General features: G+C 44.7%; 17 protein-coding genes. All 17 read right to left on the reverse strand.

Annotated features, from left to right (window positions below; translation table 11 throughout):
* Nucleotides 1–11: 11 nt before the first annotated feature.
* The 17 genes from O3627_RS10500 to O3627_RS10580 all read right to left on the reverse strand — a co-directional run bounded on the left by O3627_RS10500 (nt 12) and on the right by O3627_RS10580 (nt 16,794).
* Nucleotides 12–3,293 carry a phage tail spike protein gene (locus O3627_RS10500; protein ID WP_371621381.1) on the reverse strand — a complete coding sequence of 1,094 codons (3,282 nt, stop codon included), beginning with the start codon at nt 3,291–3,293 and terminating at the stop codon, nt 12–14.
* Nucleotides 3,293–4,843, reverse strand: a complete 1,551-nt coding sequence (locus tag O3627_RS10505) for a distal tail protein Dit (RefSeq protein ID WP_371621382.1) — start codon at nt 4,841–4,843, stop codon at nt 3,293–3,295. Before O3627_RS10505 ends, O3627_RS10500 begins: the two co-directional genes overlap by 1 nt.
* Nucleotides 4,840–8,265 carry a hypothetical protein gene (locus tag O3627_RS10510; RefSeq protein ID WP_371621383.1) on the reverse strand — a complete coding sequence of 1,142 codons (3,426 nt, stop codon included), beginning with the start codon at nt 8,263–8,265 and terminating at the stop codon, nt 4,840–4,842. Before O3627_RS10510 ends, O3627_RS10505 begins: the two co-directional genes overlap by 4 nt.
* Nucleotides 8,265–8,597 carry a hypothetical protein gene (locus O3627_RS10515; RefSeq protein WP_371621384.1) on the reverse strand — a complete coding sequence of 111 codons (333 nt, stop codon included), beginning with the start codon at nt 8,595–8,597 and terminating at the stop codon, nt 8,265–8,267. Before O3627_RS10515 ends, O3627_RS10510 begins: the two co-directional genes overlap by 1 nt.
* A 38-nt stretch (nt 8,598–8,635) precedes the next feature.
* Nucleotides 8,636–8,986 carry a tail assembly chaperone gene (locus tag O3627_RS10520; RefSeq protein ID WP_371621385.1) on the reverse strand — a complete coding sequence of 117 codons (351 nt, stop codon included), beginning with the start codon at nt 8,984–8,986 and terminating at the stop codon, nt 8,636–8,638.
* A 53-nt stretch (nt 8,987–9,039) separates the two neighbouring features.
* A complete protein-coding gene (locus O3627_RS10525) occupies nt 9,040–9,513 on the reverse strand; it encodes a phage major tail protein, TP901-1 family (protein ID WP_371621386.1) in 474 nt (157 codons plus the stop codon).
* Between the two features lie 16 nt (nt 9,514–9,529).
* A complete protein-coding gene (locus O3627_RS10530) occupies nt 9,530–9,919 on the reverse strand; it encodes a hypothetical protein (protein ID WP_371621387.1) in 390 nt (129 codons plus the stop codon).
* Complete coding sequence (locus O3627_RS10535) at nt 9,909–10,271, reverse strand: HK97-gp10 family putative phage morphogenesis protein (protein ID WP_371621388.1); 363 nt, start codon at nt 10,269–10,271, stop codon at nt 9,909–9,911. The genes O3627_RS10530 and O3627_RS10535 overlap by 11 nt, the downstream gene beginning before the upstream one ends.
* Nucleotides 10,261–10,578, reverse strand: coding sequence for a hypothetical protein (locus tag O3627_RS10540; RefSeq protein WP_371621389.1), 318 nt, complete (start codon nt 10,576–10,578; stop codon nt 10,261–10,263). Before O3627_RS10540 ends, O3627_RS10535 begins: the two co-directional genes overlap by 11 nt.
* The gene (locus tag O3627_RS10545) at nt 10,575–10,892 is read right to left on the reverse strand and encodes a phage head-tail connector protein (protein ID WP_371621390.1); all 318 of its coding nucleotides are present in this window, start codon (nt 10,890–10,892) and stop codon (nt 10,575–10,577) included. The genes O3627_RS10540 and O3627_RS10545 overlap by 4 nt, the downstream gene beginning before the upstream one ends.
* A gap of 4 nt (nt 10,893–10,896) precedes the next feature.
* Complete coding sequence (locus tag O3627_RS10550) at nt 10,897–11,079, reverse strand: Rho termination factor N-terminal domain-containing protein (RefSeq protein WP_371621391.1); 183 nt, start codon at nt 11,077–11,079, stop codon at nt 10,897–10,899.
* Entirely contained in the window at nt 11,079–11,918 is an 840-nt protein-coding gene (locus O3627_RS10555) for a N4-gp56 family major capsid protein (RefSeq protein WP_150902333.1), read from the reverse strand. The genes O3627_RS10550 and O3627_RS10555 overlap by 1 nt, the downstream gene beginning before the upstream one ends.
* 5 nt (nt 11,919–11,923) lie before the next feature.
* A complete protein-coding gene (locus O3627_RS10560) occupies nt 11,924–12,514 on the reverse strand; it encodes a DUF4355 domain-containing protein (protein ID WP_371621392.1) in 591 nt (196 codons plus the stop codon).
* Between the two features lie 271 nt (nt 12,515–12,785).
* Nucleotides 12,786–13,700, reverse strand: a complete 915-nt coding sequence (locus tag O3627_RS10565) for a minor capsid protein (protein ID WP_371621393.1) — start codon at nt 13,698–13,700, stop codon at nt 12,786–12,788.
* Nucleotides 13,690–15,084: a phage portal protein gene (locus tag O3627_RS10570; RefSeq protein WP_371621394.1), complete on the reverse strand. Its 1,395-nt coding sequence runs from the start codon at nt 15,082–15,084 to the stop codon at nt 13,690–13,692. The genes O3627_RS10565 and O3627_RS10570 overlap by 11 nt, the downstream gene beginning before the upstream one ends.
* Nucleotides 15,084–16,313: a PBSX family phage terminase large subunit gene (locus tag O3627_RS10575; RefSeq protein ID WP_371621395.1), complete on the reverse strand. Its 1,230-nt coding sequence runs from the start codon at nt 16,311–16,313 to the stop codon at nt 15,084–15,086. Before O3627_RS10575 ends, O3627_RS10570 begins: the two co-directional genes overlap by 1 nt.
* Entirely contained in the window at nt 16,306–16,794 is a 489-nt protein-coding gene (locus O3627_RS10580) for a terminase small subunit (RefSeq protein ID WP_371621428.1), read from the reverse strand. The genes O3627_RS10575 and O3627_RS10580 overlap by 8 nt, the downstream gene beginning before the upstream one ends.
* Nucleotides 16,795–16,864 lie beyond the last annotated feature (70 nt).

Here is a 16,864-nt window from a genome sequence, read left to right on the forward strand (position 1 = left end):
TCTTACTATTTTTAAGCACCTCCCCCTACATATCGGATTACATTCATGTCCGGATTGAGCTGATATTGCTCCTCACGGAAACGCCCAATTTGAAGCGTCCGAGTGAATACCCCGTTCTCAATCTTTAAGACACCTTGTGAGATATAAGCTACCTCAGAGCCAGCAGAATAGAAGCTGATACGGTCGCTCTCAACACGGACAGAGGACGAGCCATCTTTTTTGCCAATGATTAACCCCTCATTGCTGGCGCTCATATAGCTGTCTAGGAAGCTCCAGCGCTCAGCCATGTCGCCAAGATTGTTTTCTATTTTGGCAACCCTTTGAGTTGCTGCTACAAGTTTGGCTTCTGCTGCAACTCGTCCGGCTTCGTCTGCTTTGACATAGTCTTGATAGGATTTAACCCATTCATTGACCGTATCAATGCTTGCTTTGGCTTCGAGTTCTGCCTTGGCTAATTGCATGGCTTCCGTTAAAGCGTTTAGTTGCTCTGCTGTCAGCTTTTGGTCAGCCTTGCTATCGATCTTGTCATTGACTTGCTTGAGCTGTTCCTCGTCGAGCGCTCCTTTATCTCCTTTAGGTCCTGGAGGACCTTGTGCACCCGGGTCGCCTTTATCACCTTTCGCACCAGCTTGACCGTCAGCCACATTGCTGAAAGTCACTTCTGCTGTTGCCACTTTCTCATCATTGAGATAGGCTTCTACAGTGATTTGCAGAGTCCCCTCAAAATCTGTCGCACGGACTAGCATTTGACTGCCACTGCCGATGATAGAGTCACCTTTCTTGTAAAAAATGATTGGCTCGTACACCTTGCCATTCTTCTCCAGTGTAGCCATTAGCAAGCTCTGACCTGTGCGGTTTTTAAAGGCCGTCCCTTGGTCTGTGGATAGCTTCAATTCGTACGGTATAGCCTGCTCTGCAAGCTTAGCCATGCGAGTTAGCAAGCTGTCTGATACCTTGTTCTGCAAGGCTTGGAAATTCGCAAAGACCGTCTTATTTTCGCTCGGATTGGTAAAGCTAATTTGCTGCTCACTGACACGAGCTTCCAGCACCAACATTGGACTAAAGCCTGTGTCTTGGATTTTGACAGTGTCACCAATATCCAAGTCAAAATATCCGTCTGCTTCGTATGTGATAGCTGGATAGCAATATTTCCTAAGATTACGCAAGGCCGTGGAGATAAGCACTTCTTCGCTATCTGTATCGACTTCCATGTCCTTGCGGATCCAGTTATCGCTTGTCTCAGTACCAGTCAAAACTGACGGATAGAGTTGCTTAGAAAGCGGAGCGAATAGCAAACTACCCTGAAGGTAAAATTCGACCTCACCTTTTTCATTCTTCCACTCTTGCTTTTTCTTAGGGTCTATGACAACCTGTGTGGTGCTGACGGTTACTTCTTTAAGTTCTATTTCTGGCAGTGGCACATCAACCGTTCCGCTCGTTACTGTGCTACCCTCGACTGTCTTTCCGGCTTTTAGTTCCGGCGGATAACATAGCGTCTCTATCGCTCCAAGATATGCTTGTGCGTTGTATGTCCCAAGCGTCACATACTGACGACCAGCATAGTTCTGCTCAAGTACCGTAACGGTACTTCCGTTATTTGCGATAATGATGGAAACGTGACCATACTGTCCAGTTGCTAGAAAAGCATTGTGAGCTTTGATGTTTGCCAAAGCCCCAGCTTTCAGCTCATTAGTTCCTCTTGGTCGCACTACAGACCAACCAAAATTAGCCCAAGCGTAATCAGTTCCGATGTAGGCTGCGGCCATACCAGCGCCTATCTTGCCAGAAAAGCCAGTTACACCACCGCCAAGACCGGGGCCGCCTAATTTCATCGAATACCAAGCCGCCAAGCCGTAACATTGACCACTACCAACTGTCCGGCCTTGCAGGCCTTTCATTTCGTTAATGACTGCTATCACTTTGTCAGCTTTAACGACTTGCGTTATAGGCTGACTAGGGCTGCTTAATTGATTGTTAGGCTGTTTCCAAAGGTCGTCTAGCTTGTCTAGGATATTACCATTAGAGCGATTGACACCACCTCTGATATCTCGCATGAGAGCGATATAGTGGCCGTATCCAGCAGCCGCATAGTCATATAACGCACCGCCAACACGGAAAAGGCCACGAGTGTAGTCTTCAATGTTCTGCTTGCCTTTGACTCCGTAGAATTTCCGCCCTCCGCTGGTCTGTTCGGCCAGCAGATAGGCATAGTCTTTCATGAAGTCATCAACTGACGCATAGTGGAAGTATGTTCCGCCCTCATTGGCAGGTCTAGCGCTTCCTGTCGTAACCTTGACACCACTTGGACGTGTCTGAGCAGAGCCAGACATACCAGACCAGTTATTGTCAATTCTGGCCACGTTAGAAGCGCCCCAGAAGCTTTCAAGATAGAGCTGGCAAATCATACCAGACGGCAGTATGTTGTACTGCACACAAAGATTGAGGATAGTTTGAACTATCCCTGCGCTCATAGGATGCCCTGCGTAGTTTAAACCGCCACCAGTATATTTCTTACCGCTTGCCGCTTGTGTAGCTGATGGATTGGAAACCTTGGTCGTTGTTTCCTTGGTTTCTTCCTTGCGTCCGATTGGCTTGATAGCGTTGTATAGCTGCGTCTTGTCAACGCTTCTCTTGATACTACGCACATTCTTGCCGTACTTTAAGACAACATCATTTCGCTTGCGTCCGACACCTTGATTTTCTGTGCTATGCGCCTTGTAGACATTCAAGACAAAGCGGTCAAGCTGACTGTTCGATTTCAAGTGCGTCTCGAACTCGATTTCAGCGTCAAAGTTACGAGCAAGGGAGATTAAGCGAGCAAGAGAGGTTTCTTGTCCCTCCCATTGCAGTGTCCTACGTTGGTCTGTTATCTCATTGATGCCGAGTTCGACTTTAGAAAGGCCAAGTGTACCCCAAGTGTCAAGGTATTCTGTAAATGTCATTGCTTTTGGTGCTTTGTATGCCCCTTGGTACTCGAGCATGAGTTCCAGACTAAGGTTTTCGCAGTAACACTTGATAATCTGCTCGTTTTCCTCGGTCTTCATCACGTTAAAGAGATAAGACCGACCTTTGTACTTGAAACTGACAAAAGCACGTTCGTTGAGGTGCTTATATGCTTGTTCAGCGTATGTGTCAGATTGGATTTTCTTTTTGAAAACTGAAAACTCAAAGACTGATGTTGCACTTTCGAGTGAGCGTGTCCACTTGTCGTTGAAGAAATTCAAGGTGGTCTGCTTGTCGTTATCGATAAAAGCGACCTTCTTCAAGGCGCTATCGTGGATTGTTAAAAGCATTAGAGCCACCTTTCTTCGAATTCAATCGTCACACTCGGTTTTTTCTTCGCCCAATTGGACTGCAGAATCTCAATCTCAGACTTCCCTGGCGGTATGACCGGCCATAAAGAGCCGTCGACCACTTGGTCCAAGTCAGGAATGTTATTCAAAATCAAACTGTCATTTTCACTGTTGATAACAAGAATACTTCCTGCAGCATAGCGATTAGGGATGTCTTTTGTGCCATTCACAAAGTCTTTCCGATAAACGATGCTATCTAAGTACATGTGAGTTGGTAGTGGCTTATCGCCAAAAGCTCCCATTGCAACATGGACTTTAATAGACTTCTTGCCTTTGATTTCAGGAATGGTGAATTTCTGATACGAACCATTCCAAAACAGTTGTACTTCGTCATCTCTTCGTAAGATGTCGGATTGTCCGCTATCTTTGTTAAACGGATTTTCGCTTGGGTTGTGAGTTGGCCAGAACGTCCATTGCTTAACCAGTTTATAACTACCGTTTCCGTTAGCAGCAAGGAAGTTGTACTCTGTATTTAGGCCATTCCCTCGCTTAATAGTTTCAACGCCATAGAGGAACTCACCATTTTCGCCAGTAAATGAAATCTTGATGAAGCCATACTGATTAGCTGGATTGACCCAGAAAATCTGTCTCCACCAGATATATTCATGAAGCGCCCCCTTTTCTCCCACGCTGTCTGCAGGAATTTCCCAAGTGACTGATCCGGCATGATTTCCAAGAGGACCACCTCCCCGATTAGCGAGGAATAAGTGAGGTCTGCCCCAAGCGCTTTGAATGGCTAGTGTCCCATTCAAATTCTGAGAGTTATCATTCAGTATTGCTACATTCTTCTGACCGTCCGCAAGACCCTTGATTATACCCTCGCCAGTAACATAGTCCCAGAGGATTTCAGAGTGCTTATAAGGTACGATGTCAGCTTCTTCGATACTTCCTGCTTCAAAAGCAAATCTGTCGCTCACAAGGCCATAATATCCGTTTTCGTCGTTGGCTTTAAACGTGATAATCGGGTAAGCGTCTGCCGTCCCCTTGTTATCAATCGCAAAGACCATCTTGCCTTGCTTTTCTTCATAGTCCACTACACGCTTGTAAGTCGTCGAGTGTGCCACGCCGTCAGGAATGTAAAACTTGATAGTCGTTTCATCGTACCAGTCAGTTATCCCCTCAAGCTCCATATCGCCCCTTACAAGAGCGTTAAAGTATCTGTTAGGGTATTTACCTAGCGTCAGCTTTTTCGGCGTTGTGGCGTCAAATATGCCCGCTATACGCTCTTTTAACTCGTTGATGTCTCCTCTGTCAGTGTTTGCTTGTTCAGTTGTGTCGACAAAAGTGATATTTGCAATATCAAAAGAGGCCAAGCTAACCTTGACCTCAATTTCTTTTGCGTCCACTTCGACCGCTGTTGCAATCGTACCAATCCGAGATAGTTTCTCGGTCTTGATTGTGCGTTCGTTTCCGATACTTGATTTTACTTCTAGGACTTTGAGCAGACCAGAAAGGTCTACTCCGTTATATGTCATAGATGTTTCTGTCACACTCTCACTCCTTTCAGAATATTGCTGATGTATTCTCTATCACTTTGATAGCGGCTGAAATCATCGCCTGTCAAACGAGCAAATTCTTGACCGTTGACATTCAGCACTACTTCTCTATCAAGGCTTTGTTTGATAGTGTTGAGTGCATCTTTGATAATGTCTAACTTTTGGTCTGATTGTTTACTTTCCAATGTCAGTGAGCCATTTAGGTTTGCTGTGTAGCCATGTTGCTTCAATCCGTCGTCAAGCAAATCGCTGTAATCAAATTTGCCCTTGACATCGTATAGATTCTCCAAGGCTTCGTTTACATACTTCTGGCTTCTGTCGATACCGACTGCAATACCTTGACCGATATAGATACCTACATTGTCACGGAAAAGCCGTGATGGTGATTTGATTATCGCTTTGGCTTTTGCGGCCACTTCTGCCTGTTCTACCAATGCTTGAGCTGCGGATGTAACTGCTGGTAAAGCTGCAATCATACCTCGAGCCAATCCGTTACCGATTTGTGCGCCAACTGATAGCATGTTTCGTGCGCCGATGTTACCGACACGCTGGACGGATAACATGAGATTGTTCATCGCTGCAGTTGCTTGACCAACGCCGGCACGAATACCATTGACGATACCTCTTGAAACACCTTGACCGGCTTGCTGTCCTGCTGCAGTCATACGAGCCGCACTTGAAACAATGACTGTCACTATCAAGGTCATTCCAGATTGTACGCTTGTTACAGATCTAGCCACAGCGCTTGCTACAACTGGAGCTAATGCAGAAAATCCAGAAGCTAACGCTGGAAGAACTGCAGATACTGACATAAGCGAAGCAGAAGCGCCTGCGCTATATGCTTGTACCATTGCCATTCCTTGACCTAGCGCTTTCATGCCATTGCCAGCCGTTGCTATTCCTGCTCCGTTAGCTGCTATAGCACCAATACCAGTAGCTACCGCCGCTAAACTTGCAGCCATATCACCAAGGTTGGTTTTGGTAATCATGACCACACCCTCGGCCATGAGTTTGAAACCTTTACCGGCATTTAAAGCAGCATTTCCGATTGCGTCAAATATTCCGGAAATGCCATCTAAGATATTCCTTACTGCTCCGCCAAAACTTTCGATTACACCTTTAGCACCGTCAAGCACGGTCTTGATAGACTCTCCTAAACTCTTAAAGAGGTTAGCTATGCTATCAATGATTGGGCTTATTTGGCTAACTAAAGTCGTAAATGCTTCAACAATTGACTGCAGTACAGGAGCTAATGCTTGAACCATTTCCGATACTGCTGGCATGAATGGTGATAGAGCTTGCACGATGCGAACAATAGCATCCGCTACTATTTGAGCTATATTAGTAAACACATTGCCCACAATTTCAACGATAGGTGTTAATGCCGAGATAATAGCTGCCGCTCCCTCACTTAAAGCTGTAATAACAGGCGGAAGAACTGAGATAATAGAGCTTAGCGCTTGCCCTAACGCTGTCACAAATGGCGCCGCTTGACCTACTGCCGTACCGACTGCTACGACTAATGGAGAAAGTCCAGCAAGCGCTGATGTTACCGTTGGGAGAACTCCTGCAACTGTCACGATTGCTTGTGCGAAAGCTCCGATAATCGCTGTTGCTACTGCCGAAAAGGCTTGTCCTACTGCGCCAATGATTGCGCTTATACCCTCGCTCTGAGTTGCCAAAAGAGCAAATCCAGCAGCGATAATAGCTACTCCTGCGCCGATACCAACTGCAGCAATGGCAACCGCTCCACCGAATGCTAGAATATTAGCTACCCCTGCCGTTTTAAGTGCTGCGCCGAAAGCTAAGATGACTTGCGATACACCGCTAAGTGCCGCTTTAATCGCAAATCCAACACTTTTGAAGATTTGTGCGATTTTTGAAACACCACTGCTTACAACACTGCTTGCGCCACCTAAGTCGCTTACTGCGTTTCGCCTGAAAATAGCAAATGGATTGAAAGACTTCAAAAAGTTAAATGCCTTAAAAGCAAGCACCCCGCCTCCAATTCCAGCGATTAAACCGCTCCATACATCTTTACTGATAGATTGGGAAAGTTTAGAAATCCAGCTTATAATCGTTGAAATCGCATTGATTAAATGCCCAGCGGCTGCGCCTACGACATCCCAAGGGATTACATCCGAAAGCTTCTTAGCTAGGTCAAGTGCTGCTTCTGTTAAATCTTTAAATGCTTTGTACGCATTATTTATTGCTCCAGTTTCAGCGAATGCTTCTAAGGCAAATTGAATAGCTCTCGCTAGGTCTTGGATAATAAAATTGACTAATTTAACAATATTTCCAACGCCGCTAATCACATCATTAAAGCCGTTCGCTTTATTCGTCAGCGTAGCAAACACCGTCTCAACAGTTACGACAACATCCCGGAACGAGTCTTTGATGGTGTCAAAAATAGTTGTGTCAACTCCGAAACCAGACATTAAGCCCTTTAAATTTTGCTCTATCTGTGGCCCGGCTTCGGCTATTGCGCCGCTAATTGCTTGCGGGAGCTGCTTCATGATGTTTCCGACCATAGGAATAAAATTCCCAAGCAAGAAAGTAGAAGTCGTAGAAATCAAGTTTTTGAGCGCAGGGCCTATATCACTACCAAGCGCTAACTTACCAAGCAAGTCTGACCAAGAAGCTTTCATAGAAGCGAGAGAGCCGCTCAATGTTGTTGCTGCTTCTTTTGCGGTCGTTCCTGTTATTCCGAGTTTCTTCTGCATGACAGAGATAGCATTAACCATGTTACCGAAAGACATATCTCCGTCTTTTACTTCGACATTTAACTCTTTCTGTACATCGGTCATAGCAGCGGCATCCTTGATTAACCGCTGCATTTCCGTTTTGGTACCGCCATAACCAAGTTTCAAATTGTCCAACATAGTGAAATTGTCTTTTGCAAAACCTTGATAGGCGTTTTGGATCAACTCCATATTAGTACCCATCTTGTTGGCATTATCAGACATGTCAATCATTGCCCTGTTGGCTACGTCTGCCGCTTTCTCTGTGTCACCACCTAAAGACTGCAATAAGCTAGCAGAGAAGCTAGTCACGCTTTCCATGTAGGCGTTAGCAGACACACCGGCAGTTCTGAACGCTTGGTCTGCATAAGCTTTCACTTTGTCGGCAGAACCCTTGAATAGTGTCTCAATTCCTCCGAGCGATTGTTGGAGTTTCCCGCCCTCTTCAATAGCAGAAGAAAACACACCTTTGATAGACCCGCCTAGCTGCTGGACTCCTGAAATCAAAGCGCTACTAACGATGTTTGCTCCTAAAACAGACTTAAAAACCGAACCTGTTTTCTCGGCCATGGAAGATAAGCCACTAACCGACCTCTCCGCTGCTCTCATAGCGTTAGAAAATCCGCTATCCCTTGCTCGTAGCACCGCTTCGACTGTATAGCTCGAATTTGCCATTAATATCCCTCCTCTCCTTTGTAGTTTCTCATTCTTTTAGCGATAGCGATTAAGTCACTATTGACTGGTTTTGCGTAATTAGCGCCCAAGACAGACTGTCTGCGCTTCGCTTCGTCGTAAAAGTCCGTAAATGTCTTATAGACATAAGCTTTGCCGTTCTTATCTGTTGCCTGGGCAGTTCTATTTAGAAATGCTTGCAGATATAATTCTTGCTCACGTTCTAATTGCTTCATGACATGCCCTCGTTTTCGTAGCTTGTACTCTGCAATCGTCATTCTTCTTGCCACATCGTAGTCCGTAACGCCAAACAATCCGAATATCGTTGCAAGCATGTCCTCGTATACCTGTTTAGATGTCGATATGACAGTCTTTACAGGTTCATTTCCTTGAGGACTTTGTTCACTTTCAATCTTGTCACCGGCGATTTCTTCAAGCTCTCTAAAAAATCATCAAACACTTTCTCGAGGTTGTCGCCTTGAGCTTCGATCCACGCTTCAATATCTGCACTTTTTAGCAGAGGGCGCTCCGTTGCTGTTGCAGCTTGGATAATGTCTGCGATAACAACCGGATTGAAGTCTTTCAGATAGACAACGGCTGATTGCAAGCCCATGCCGAAGCTGACACCATTACCCTTGATTTCATAGCGCTTGTCCATTTCACGGATAAAGTCAATGCCATAGTGTAAGTCGTATTTCTTGCCGTTGATTTCAATTTGTTTCATGTTCTTTGGTTTCTCCTTAAAAATAAAAAGGGGCTAAATGCCCCAAAGTTTGATTACAGCTCTTGAGTAGTGTCCTTGAATGCGTACTGTACAGCCTTTTGTTGTTCTTCTGTCAGCGTTGCATATCCCTCTACTGGTTTGCCATCGATCTTCATTTCAGTTGAGATTGTAATCAAATCCTCAACATTCGCAGGAAGTTCCCAACTAGACAGAGAACCTTGCATGTATTTGGCAGGGTATTTGTCCGATTGTTTAGTTCCTGCAAGGTCAATTTCCCAGACTTCAAGCTTAAAGCCCTCTGAAACTGATTGCTCAAGAAGCTTATTCAGGTCATCACGGCTTGAAACTGCTTCAATTTCAAGCGTTACTTCCAAACCGCCATCGCTATTGATAGCCCCGTCTTTCGTCTTCTTCGTGTCGTTTGAGCGCTCATATTTCAGTTTATGCTCAATCTGAAAAGCCAACTTAGCAGCAGCTTTCTTTTCACCTAATTTGCGGAACATCAAAATTTTATCTTTTCCGTACATGTATCATTTTCCTTTCTTAGTTGAATTTAAACTTTAGATCAAGAATGCCATGATAAAGCAGTTCTTGAGTTGAATTGTCTTTGATAATTTGCGTTGGACTTGTTAAGTCCATAGACCACCTAGTGCCATTTATAAGCTTAATCGTCGAAAACTCAGCCATAAGCTTACCTATCCAGTCAGATACCAGTTTCCTATCGTCTACACGCCCCCAGACATCAACACGAGCCGACACCTCGCCGATGAGATAAGACTTAGTCGCTTGTGGGGTAATCTGCGTGTAAGATACAACCATAAACGGGTAAGGCGTTCCGTCCTCTGGCAGATACGGATAAGCGGTCAATCCAAGAGCGTTCGAGCGCTTGATAAGCTCGTCATGCAGTTGTTGGTCTGGTTGTTTACTTAACAATGCCTGCCCTCCTTAAGTCTGCTATAAACCTTGGCTGAACTACATCAAAAGCCGGCTTCATAAACGGTTGTGCGTTCATCTTGCGTGTACCAACTTCCAAATAAGCAGCGTAGTCTGTGCCAGCTTCTACCTTGGCAGCAAATCCGCCATCTTCCAATTCGAGACTGATTTTGCGCTTCGTTGCGCCTGTTGCATACCCTTTGGTAAAGACAGCGTTTCTTTTAGCAGTTCTTTGCAATTCGCCGCCATACTTCTTAACAATGGCTTTGTGCGCTTCCATGTTAGCAGCGGTCTGCAAGGCTTTTCTCAATGGCACATCGCCGTTGATGCGTAAAGTTCCGTCAAACCCCATTTTTCACCTCGCTAACATAAAAAACAGTCATACCGTTCGTATGTTCTGGCGTTCGTACAATGTTATAAGGCTGCCCATCAATCAAAAGGCTGCTGATTTTACCTTTTATGCGCCTAACTCTCACTACCTTAGTAGCTTCTTTCAATTTGTCACCTAAAAGGTTTTGGAGCTGTGCGCTTACCGGCCCGATATTAGCAGGTACGACCTTTTCAGTCGTTTCACCGCCTACCATTTTGCCTAAATCAGCGTCATACCTTGGCTTTTGCTCGCTTTTAATAATAAGCTTGCATCGTTTGTCAAATCTCATAACATCTTAAACCCCGCTTGGAAGCTACCGGCAAAGTTGCGCCTGATTACTGCGTCATATACCGCAAAGTCGTCTAAGTCAAAGGACATGCTCAAACCCTCTACGCTTTGAGAGGACAAACCCTCTGAGCCTAGCTTGTTAAAGCGTTTGACAACTACTTCGACAATGATATAGCTTAGCTTATCTGGTATATCGTCTTGTTTTGAGTAGGCTTTGAAGTGCGCTTCCGTAAGATTTTGGATAATTAACAAGAGATTATCTTGCAAGTTATCCTCAATTCCTAGCAGAGCTTTTACTTGCTCAATAATCGTCATGTTCTTATCCCTCCAATGCGTCGATTAGGCTTGCTTTATCAAGCCCAGAATAGCCCGTCACGCCGTTTTCTTTGGCAATCCCTCGTAACTCCTGCACCGTCATATCAGACAGTGTAGAGGGGCTTTCTGCCACCTCTACAACTGGCTTAGGAGATTTCGGGTGATACCTGCGCAGCAACATACCCATTAAGCACCTCCGAATTTAACAACCTTAGTTGGGTCATACAGATATACACCGTAATGTTCGTCACCTGTGATGACTGTTGTCTTCTTCAAAATATCACGGTCTGTTTCGATTGCAACGTCACGTTTGAGGTTGATTACAAATGCGCCGTATTTAGCAACATCGGTCGTGTCGTTTGCGGTTGGTGACACTTTGACAAGGAAGCCTTTGCCTTTTTCAACTTTCTTAGTGCGGACGATTTGCACACCGTGAGTTTCGCCGAATGTTCCTGATACAACTGTGTTAGCCCCAATTTCAGAGCCGGATAGCCAGTTCTTGATTGTGTCAGCACGCAAGTCGATAGCGTCAGCAGGGTTGATAAGAGCGACATAGTTTGCGTCTTCTTCGTCGTCAAACACTGCCAAGGCTTTATCAAGCGCTGCGCCAGTTGTAGGAGCTTCTGTGACGAATTGAGTTGCTTTCTTAGCTTCTTCGATCAAGTCATTATCTACTTTGTTAGCCAAAGCAAGAGCGATTTGTTGCGTCGCTTGACCGACTGGATCGCCATAACCAGACAAGACGGCTTCGTCTGTCAACTCGATACCTTTACCGGCTTTCTTGATAGTCATAGTAGACTTAGCAGTAGTCAGTTGGTCTGGCTCGATTGCTACACCCTCAGCAATGTCTTTAGCGTCACCAGAGTAAACCCATTTAGGCACTGTGATAGTGCTTCCTGGTTGTCCTACAAGCTCACGTTCTACATAAGCAAGCGGCGTGAATTTAATCATCTTGGGAAGTTTAGCCGATACCATGTCAGCCATTACTTCGGGGTTGATCATTTGTGCAAGTTGTGTTTGTGTCATTTAATTTATCCTTTCAATTGTGCGTATAGCTCCGGATTGCTTTGCAGCAATTCGTTGCGGTCTTTGTATCCCATGCGGTCAAATTGTTCTTTGGTGATTGCTCCTGCAGTCGATTGCTCAACTTTTCGAGGAGTTTTACCTTTCAGCATTTCTTTGACCTTGTTATCTGCTAGTTGGTTGACTAGCTCTGTAAAGCCATTGACAGCTTCCTGTGTGCTCTCTGCGCTATCCTTAACGACAAAGGCAAGGATTTCATCACTGGCAACAATACCGGCTTCTGAGAGCATTTTAGACGCTTCTTTCTCGAGTCCGCTGCGATTGATTTTAGCTTCAAGCTCTGCAATGTATGCCGCTTGTTTTTCGGCTTCATATTTTGCTTTTTCATCAGCATTCATCTTCCGCAGTCGTTCTGCTTCGTCAATCTTGGCTTGGTATTCCTTTTCAGCCGAGCGTTTCGCTTTTGCCTTTTCCTTTTGGATAATCGCATCTAGTTCAGCTTGCGTGAATGTCTTCTCAGCAGTCTCTTGTTCTTCTTGAGCGCTAGCATTCTCATTTACTTCTTCAACTACTGATTGTTCTTTCGTTTCTTCTGCCACTTTTGGCTACCTCCCTTTTAAGTCCTGAGTGGACTGATACCTTGGCTTTTTATGTCTTCAAAGTTCGGACAAAAAGAAAACCAGCCAATTCGACTGGTTTGAATTATGCAACTAAGTAGCAGTCTATTCCTGCAAGTCAAGATGTTGGATCACCTCCTAATCTGTAAAACCTAGCACCGACATATTCTGCTTTCGACCTCCTATTCTAAAATTTTGTATATATAACTGTTCTCGCTCTACTGTCGCCTGTTTGATTTTGCGCTTTTCTTAATCAAGCGTTCGTATTCTTTCTCTGGCATAGAGAAGTGAGCGGCAGTAGAGCATCTACAAAAGGGTGCATCGGAGAAGCGTTTTCACCAGGCAACATATCAGCCACTTTAAAGATTTTCCCGTCAAGTGGCTTGCATATATCGCATGCTTTCGGCTCTGCGATAAACTCGTATTCATCGTAGCCGTTAGCGGTGTATGACTGTCGCTCTGCTTCCGTGGCTATTCTAGCTCCCTCTGTGACCGCTAAGCGTTTTGCTTCATGAGCCGACACATCAAACTCTTTTTTGATTTTCGGTATCATGGTCGTTGGATTTTTGCCTTTTAGCAAGTAGTCCTCTGTCAGACGAGCCACAACTTCCCGTAAAGCGTCTTGTCGTTCCCAAAGCCTGTCAGACCATTTTACGCCCTTAAATGGCGTGTTTAAGACCGCCTGCGCAGCTTTGCCAATCTCACTGGCAGACAATACAGATTTGCCAAGCAAGCCTGACTGTGCTTTTAGCGTTGTTGTGTATTCCTCGTTCAGAAACCGCTCTGAAAGCTTGTGTTCAGAGTTTGCAAGAGCAACCATTTCTAAATCTAGCTGATATTGCAGCAATTCAAGCCTTGACATCTTCATTTTCAGATTGTATAGCTCGAGTTCCGCATTTGCTTTGGGTGAAAAGTCTTTCTCCTCAACGTAGCGTCTTGCCTTTTCTTCAAAGGCTTTAACATCGAGTGCATCAACCCTATCTTTCACTTCTGCTATCGGCAAGTTGTTCTTGTCTGCGTAACGCTGTTCAAAGGCTCTAATTTCCTTTTCTAACTCTCTGAAATGGTAGTCGTACAATCTAGTCATTTCATCGCTTAAACTTACGTCACGGCTTAATCTCGCTCTCTGCTCGGCTTCTATGCGTCGTTTCCAGTAATCACTCGGCATCAGCAATCACTTCCTTGCTGTCGTCTTGCAAATCCTTGTCTGCAAAGCGTTCATTCTGTGCAATCTTCCTAGACAGCAAACTAGAGCTTTCTTCCTCATCGTCCATTTTCTCAATCTCTTGTTTCGGATTGTCCACGATAGACAAGACGGATAGCTTGGTTTCGTTCGACACTTGGCCGGATAGTTGCGATACGATTTGCGCTTCTTCTAAGATATTTCGTGGCACATTTCTAGTAAATTGATACTTAATATCAATCCAGCCATCGCTTAGCACTGCAGCCATTGGCACACCGAACACGATTTCATACAGACGATTAAATGCTGACTGCATCTTGCGGTCTTTCATCTTCGCTAGATTGTCCATTGCTTGCAATTTAAAAGCTAGAGCAGTGCCAGACGCATTACCAAAATCTTCCTCTGACAGATTAGCGACCATGGAAACAGCGAATATGGAATCTTTTAGCAGTTTGATTAGATTTTCTTGCGTCGTATCCGAGTTTGGTTTTTCCAAGAATCCAACATCTGGCAAAGGCCCGTCAGAGCCATTCTTCCACAAATTAAAGATACGATTTTCTCTAATCTGCGTTGCCATATCTTCTTTTAGCTCGACACCTACGATTTTAAGATAAGCGTCTGCGAAGTAGTCAACATCATTGGCTTTCTCGCTCGCTGCCTTGTTTAATGCGTTGATTAGCGTCTTAACGCTATCAAAGATGCCTTGCCGTTCCTCGTTTTCGATTAGTTCCACGACTGGCAACTTGCCGTAAACGTGGTTGTTACGTTCCACAAACCGAACACCGCCGCCCAACTGGAATGTCGCTTCTATTACTTCGTTAGCAGTAATGACTTGTCCGTAACCCGTTGGATCATTATCATTAAACGCATACCGAACGGCAAACAAAGGCTTTTCCTCAATGCTGTTATCATGTACTATAAACATATTGATTGGGCTGTTATATGTTGTTCTTGTATTCCCTGCTTCGTCTTGATAGACATATAGAAACGCATGGCCGAATACATCGGCTAGCTTAGCAAGCTCAAACTCGCTATCTTCCATATCGTTTAACTTACGGAAATCGCTGATAAACTCTGCTACGTTGTCGTTATCGTGCGTCACTTTGACCGGTACGCCGATTTGATATCCGCTAAATGTATCAACGATATACTTTGCGTAGTTAATGACTAAGCGATTATCTGGCTTCCAAGGCTCTTTAGGCCCACCTTTCAATATCTTGTGACTGGACATATACATGTCTTCGTTCTCGATATAGCCTTTCAGCAAGTGCGACCTATGCAGTTGCACGGCTTCTGACACTAAATCTTGCGTTACTTCGCTTGCTGTCGTAGTCAATAACTTTCGCTTGTTTAGATTGACTTGCGCCATTAAAACCCTCCCTTGAATACTTTGATTTTGCTTCCCATGTCTGCGACTTTAGAATATATCGCATATCGGACACTATCCAGTACGTCATCATGTTCTTTGAATGGCTCACCCGTCCGCTCATTCCAAATATACTGATAAACTTCATCTTTGAAATTGTTTACTTTGTCTTTCGCAACATAAAAAAGCCCTAGTTTCATGCGCTTGGCCACTTCCTCTATGCCGGACAAGACAGACTTGTTCGCATTTCTGCAATCGATATCCTCACGCTGAAACCTTGCAACGTGTTCCGGTCGTGCGCTATCAGCCCAGAATGGGATATTGCCATACCTCGACTTAATATCAAGTGCTATCTGCACCCAGAAATCAATTTCCTTGTGTTGATACGAATGTTCTTCCAGCAGATATGTTCTGCCGTCCGATGTTTCGCCTAGCACAACAATAGAGCCCAAGTGCTCATATCCCCAGTCAACACCTGCATAATAGCTTGTAATCTCGCTTGTAGGCACTTCATCGCTAGTGAGATACATCTTATCATTGAAATCACGATACACAACACCCTCACCAGTCACCCAAAGACCGAGAATATCACGATCATAGAACACACCGGCCGGCGTTGCTTGCTTGATGTTTCTACGGTATCGCTCTGACAAGAAAGTGTTATCGTCTAACTCAAAGTGGAAGTCGATAATCATATCATCGTCAGACGCTATATAGTCCTTCCTAAGCCAGTGTGTCGGAATATCTGGGTTACTATCCCAAACAACCCTTGCACCTTCACCAGAACAGCGAGAAATGATTTCTTTGAAGACTGTTTCATTCGCTAGCGACGCTTCGTTTACATACGCTCCAAAAGCCGTGAAACCTCTGGCACGTTGCAAGCCACTGATAGAGCCAGTATAGACTTGCACCACTTTAACACCTTGAAAAACGAAAGCTCCGTGCTTGTCGTATTTTGGAGTAAAACCATACTTGTTGAAAAGTTCTTGCAGTACGTTGTTCTGAATAGAGGTTGAAGATGTACCAGCTAAGATATAGATAGGCTCGTCAACGCCTAGCTTATCTGCTATCTTCCGCACTCTGACTAACTCACCGATAAATGTATCATTGTTGACCACTGTCTTTCCTGCACGTTTAGCGCCATGCAAACCGCAAATAAACCAGTCTTTCGACCAGATACGTTTTAGGACTTGTTGCTGTTTTGGCGTGTATAGAGCGTCTAATTTAGCCATCCAAGGCCTCCTGCACCGCTTCGATGTAACTTGATAGCTTTTCATCGATAGTTAGATCACCACCAATTTGTGCTTTCAGCTTCTCGATTTCAAGCTCCATCTTCTCGGCTTGCTTAGCAGTCGGATAGCGTTTCAGTATTTCTTGGATAGCCTTGATAACCGTTGCATTATCAGCTTTCTTCGTCAACCTATCGACTTCACCAGTTACAGGGTTCATCATCAAGACTTCTTCGTCTCGCTTTCCTCTTGCGATGTCAGACAGGATACTCAAAGCTTCCCTGGCACTCATGATGTTGTGCTCTTGCATTTCAATCATTCTAGCGTCAATATAAGCCTTTATTTCAAGTTTTTTCAAGTTCTGGCCGGCTATGCGCCCTGCCGTCTTTTCGCTATACCCTGCCTTGATAGCAGACTGTGTCGCATTGCCAGTAGCGATGTACTCGTCTGCGAACTTCTGCTGTCTTACATTTAACTTGCTGATTTTCCATCACCTCTTTTCGTTTTTGAGCAAAAATAAAGACAGTCTCATTGACTGTCGAAAACCATAAAAG

Source organism: Streptococcus sp. 27098_8_82 (assembly GCF_041431615.1).
In the GTDB taxonomy this organism is placed as follows: Bacteria; Bacillota; Bacilli; order Lactobacillales; family Streptococcaceae; genus Streptococcus; species Streptococcus sanguinis_K.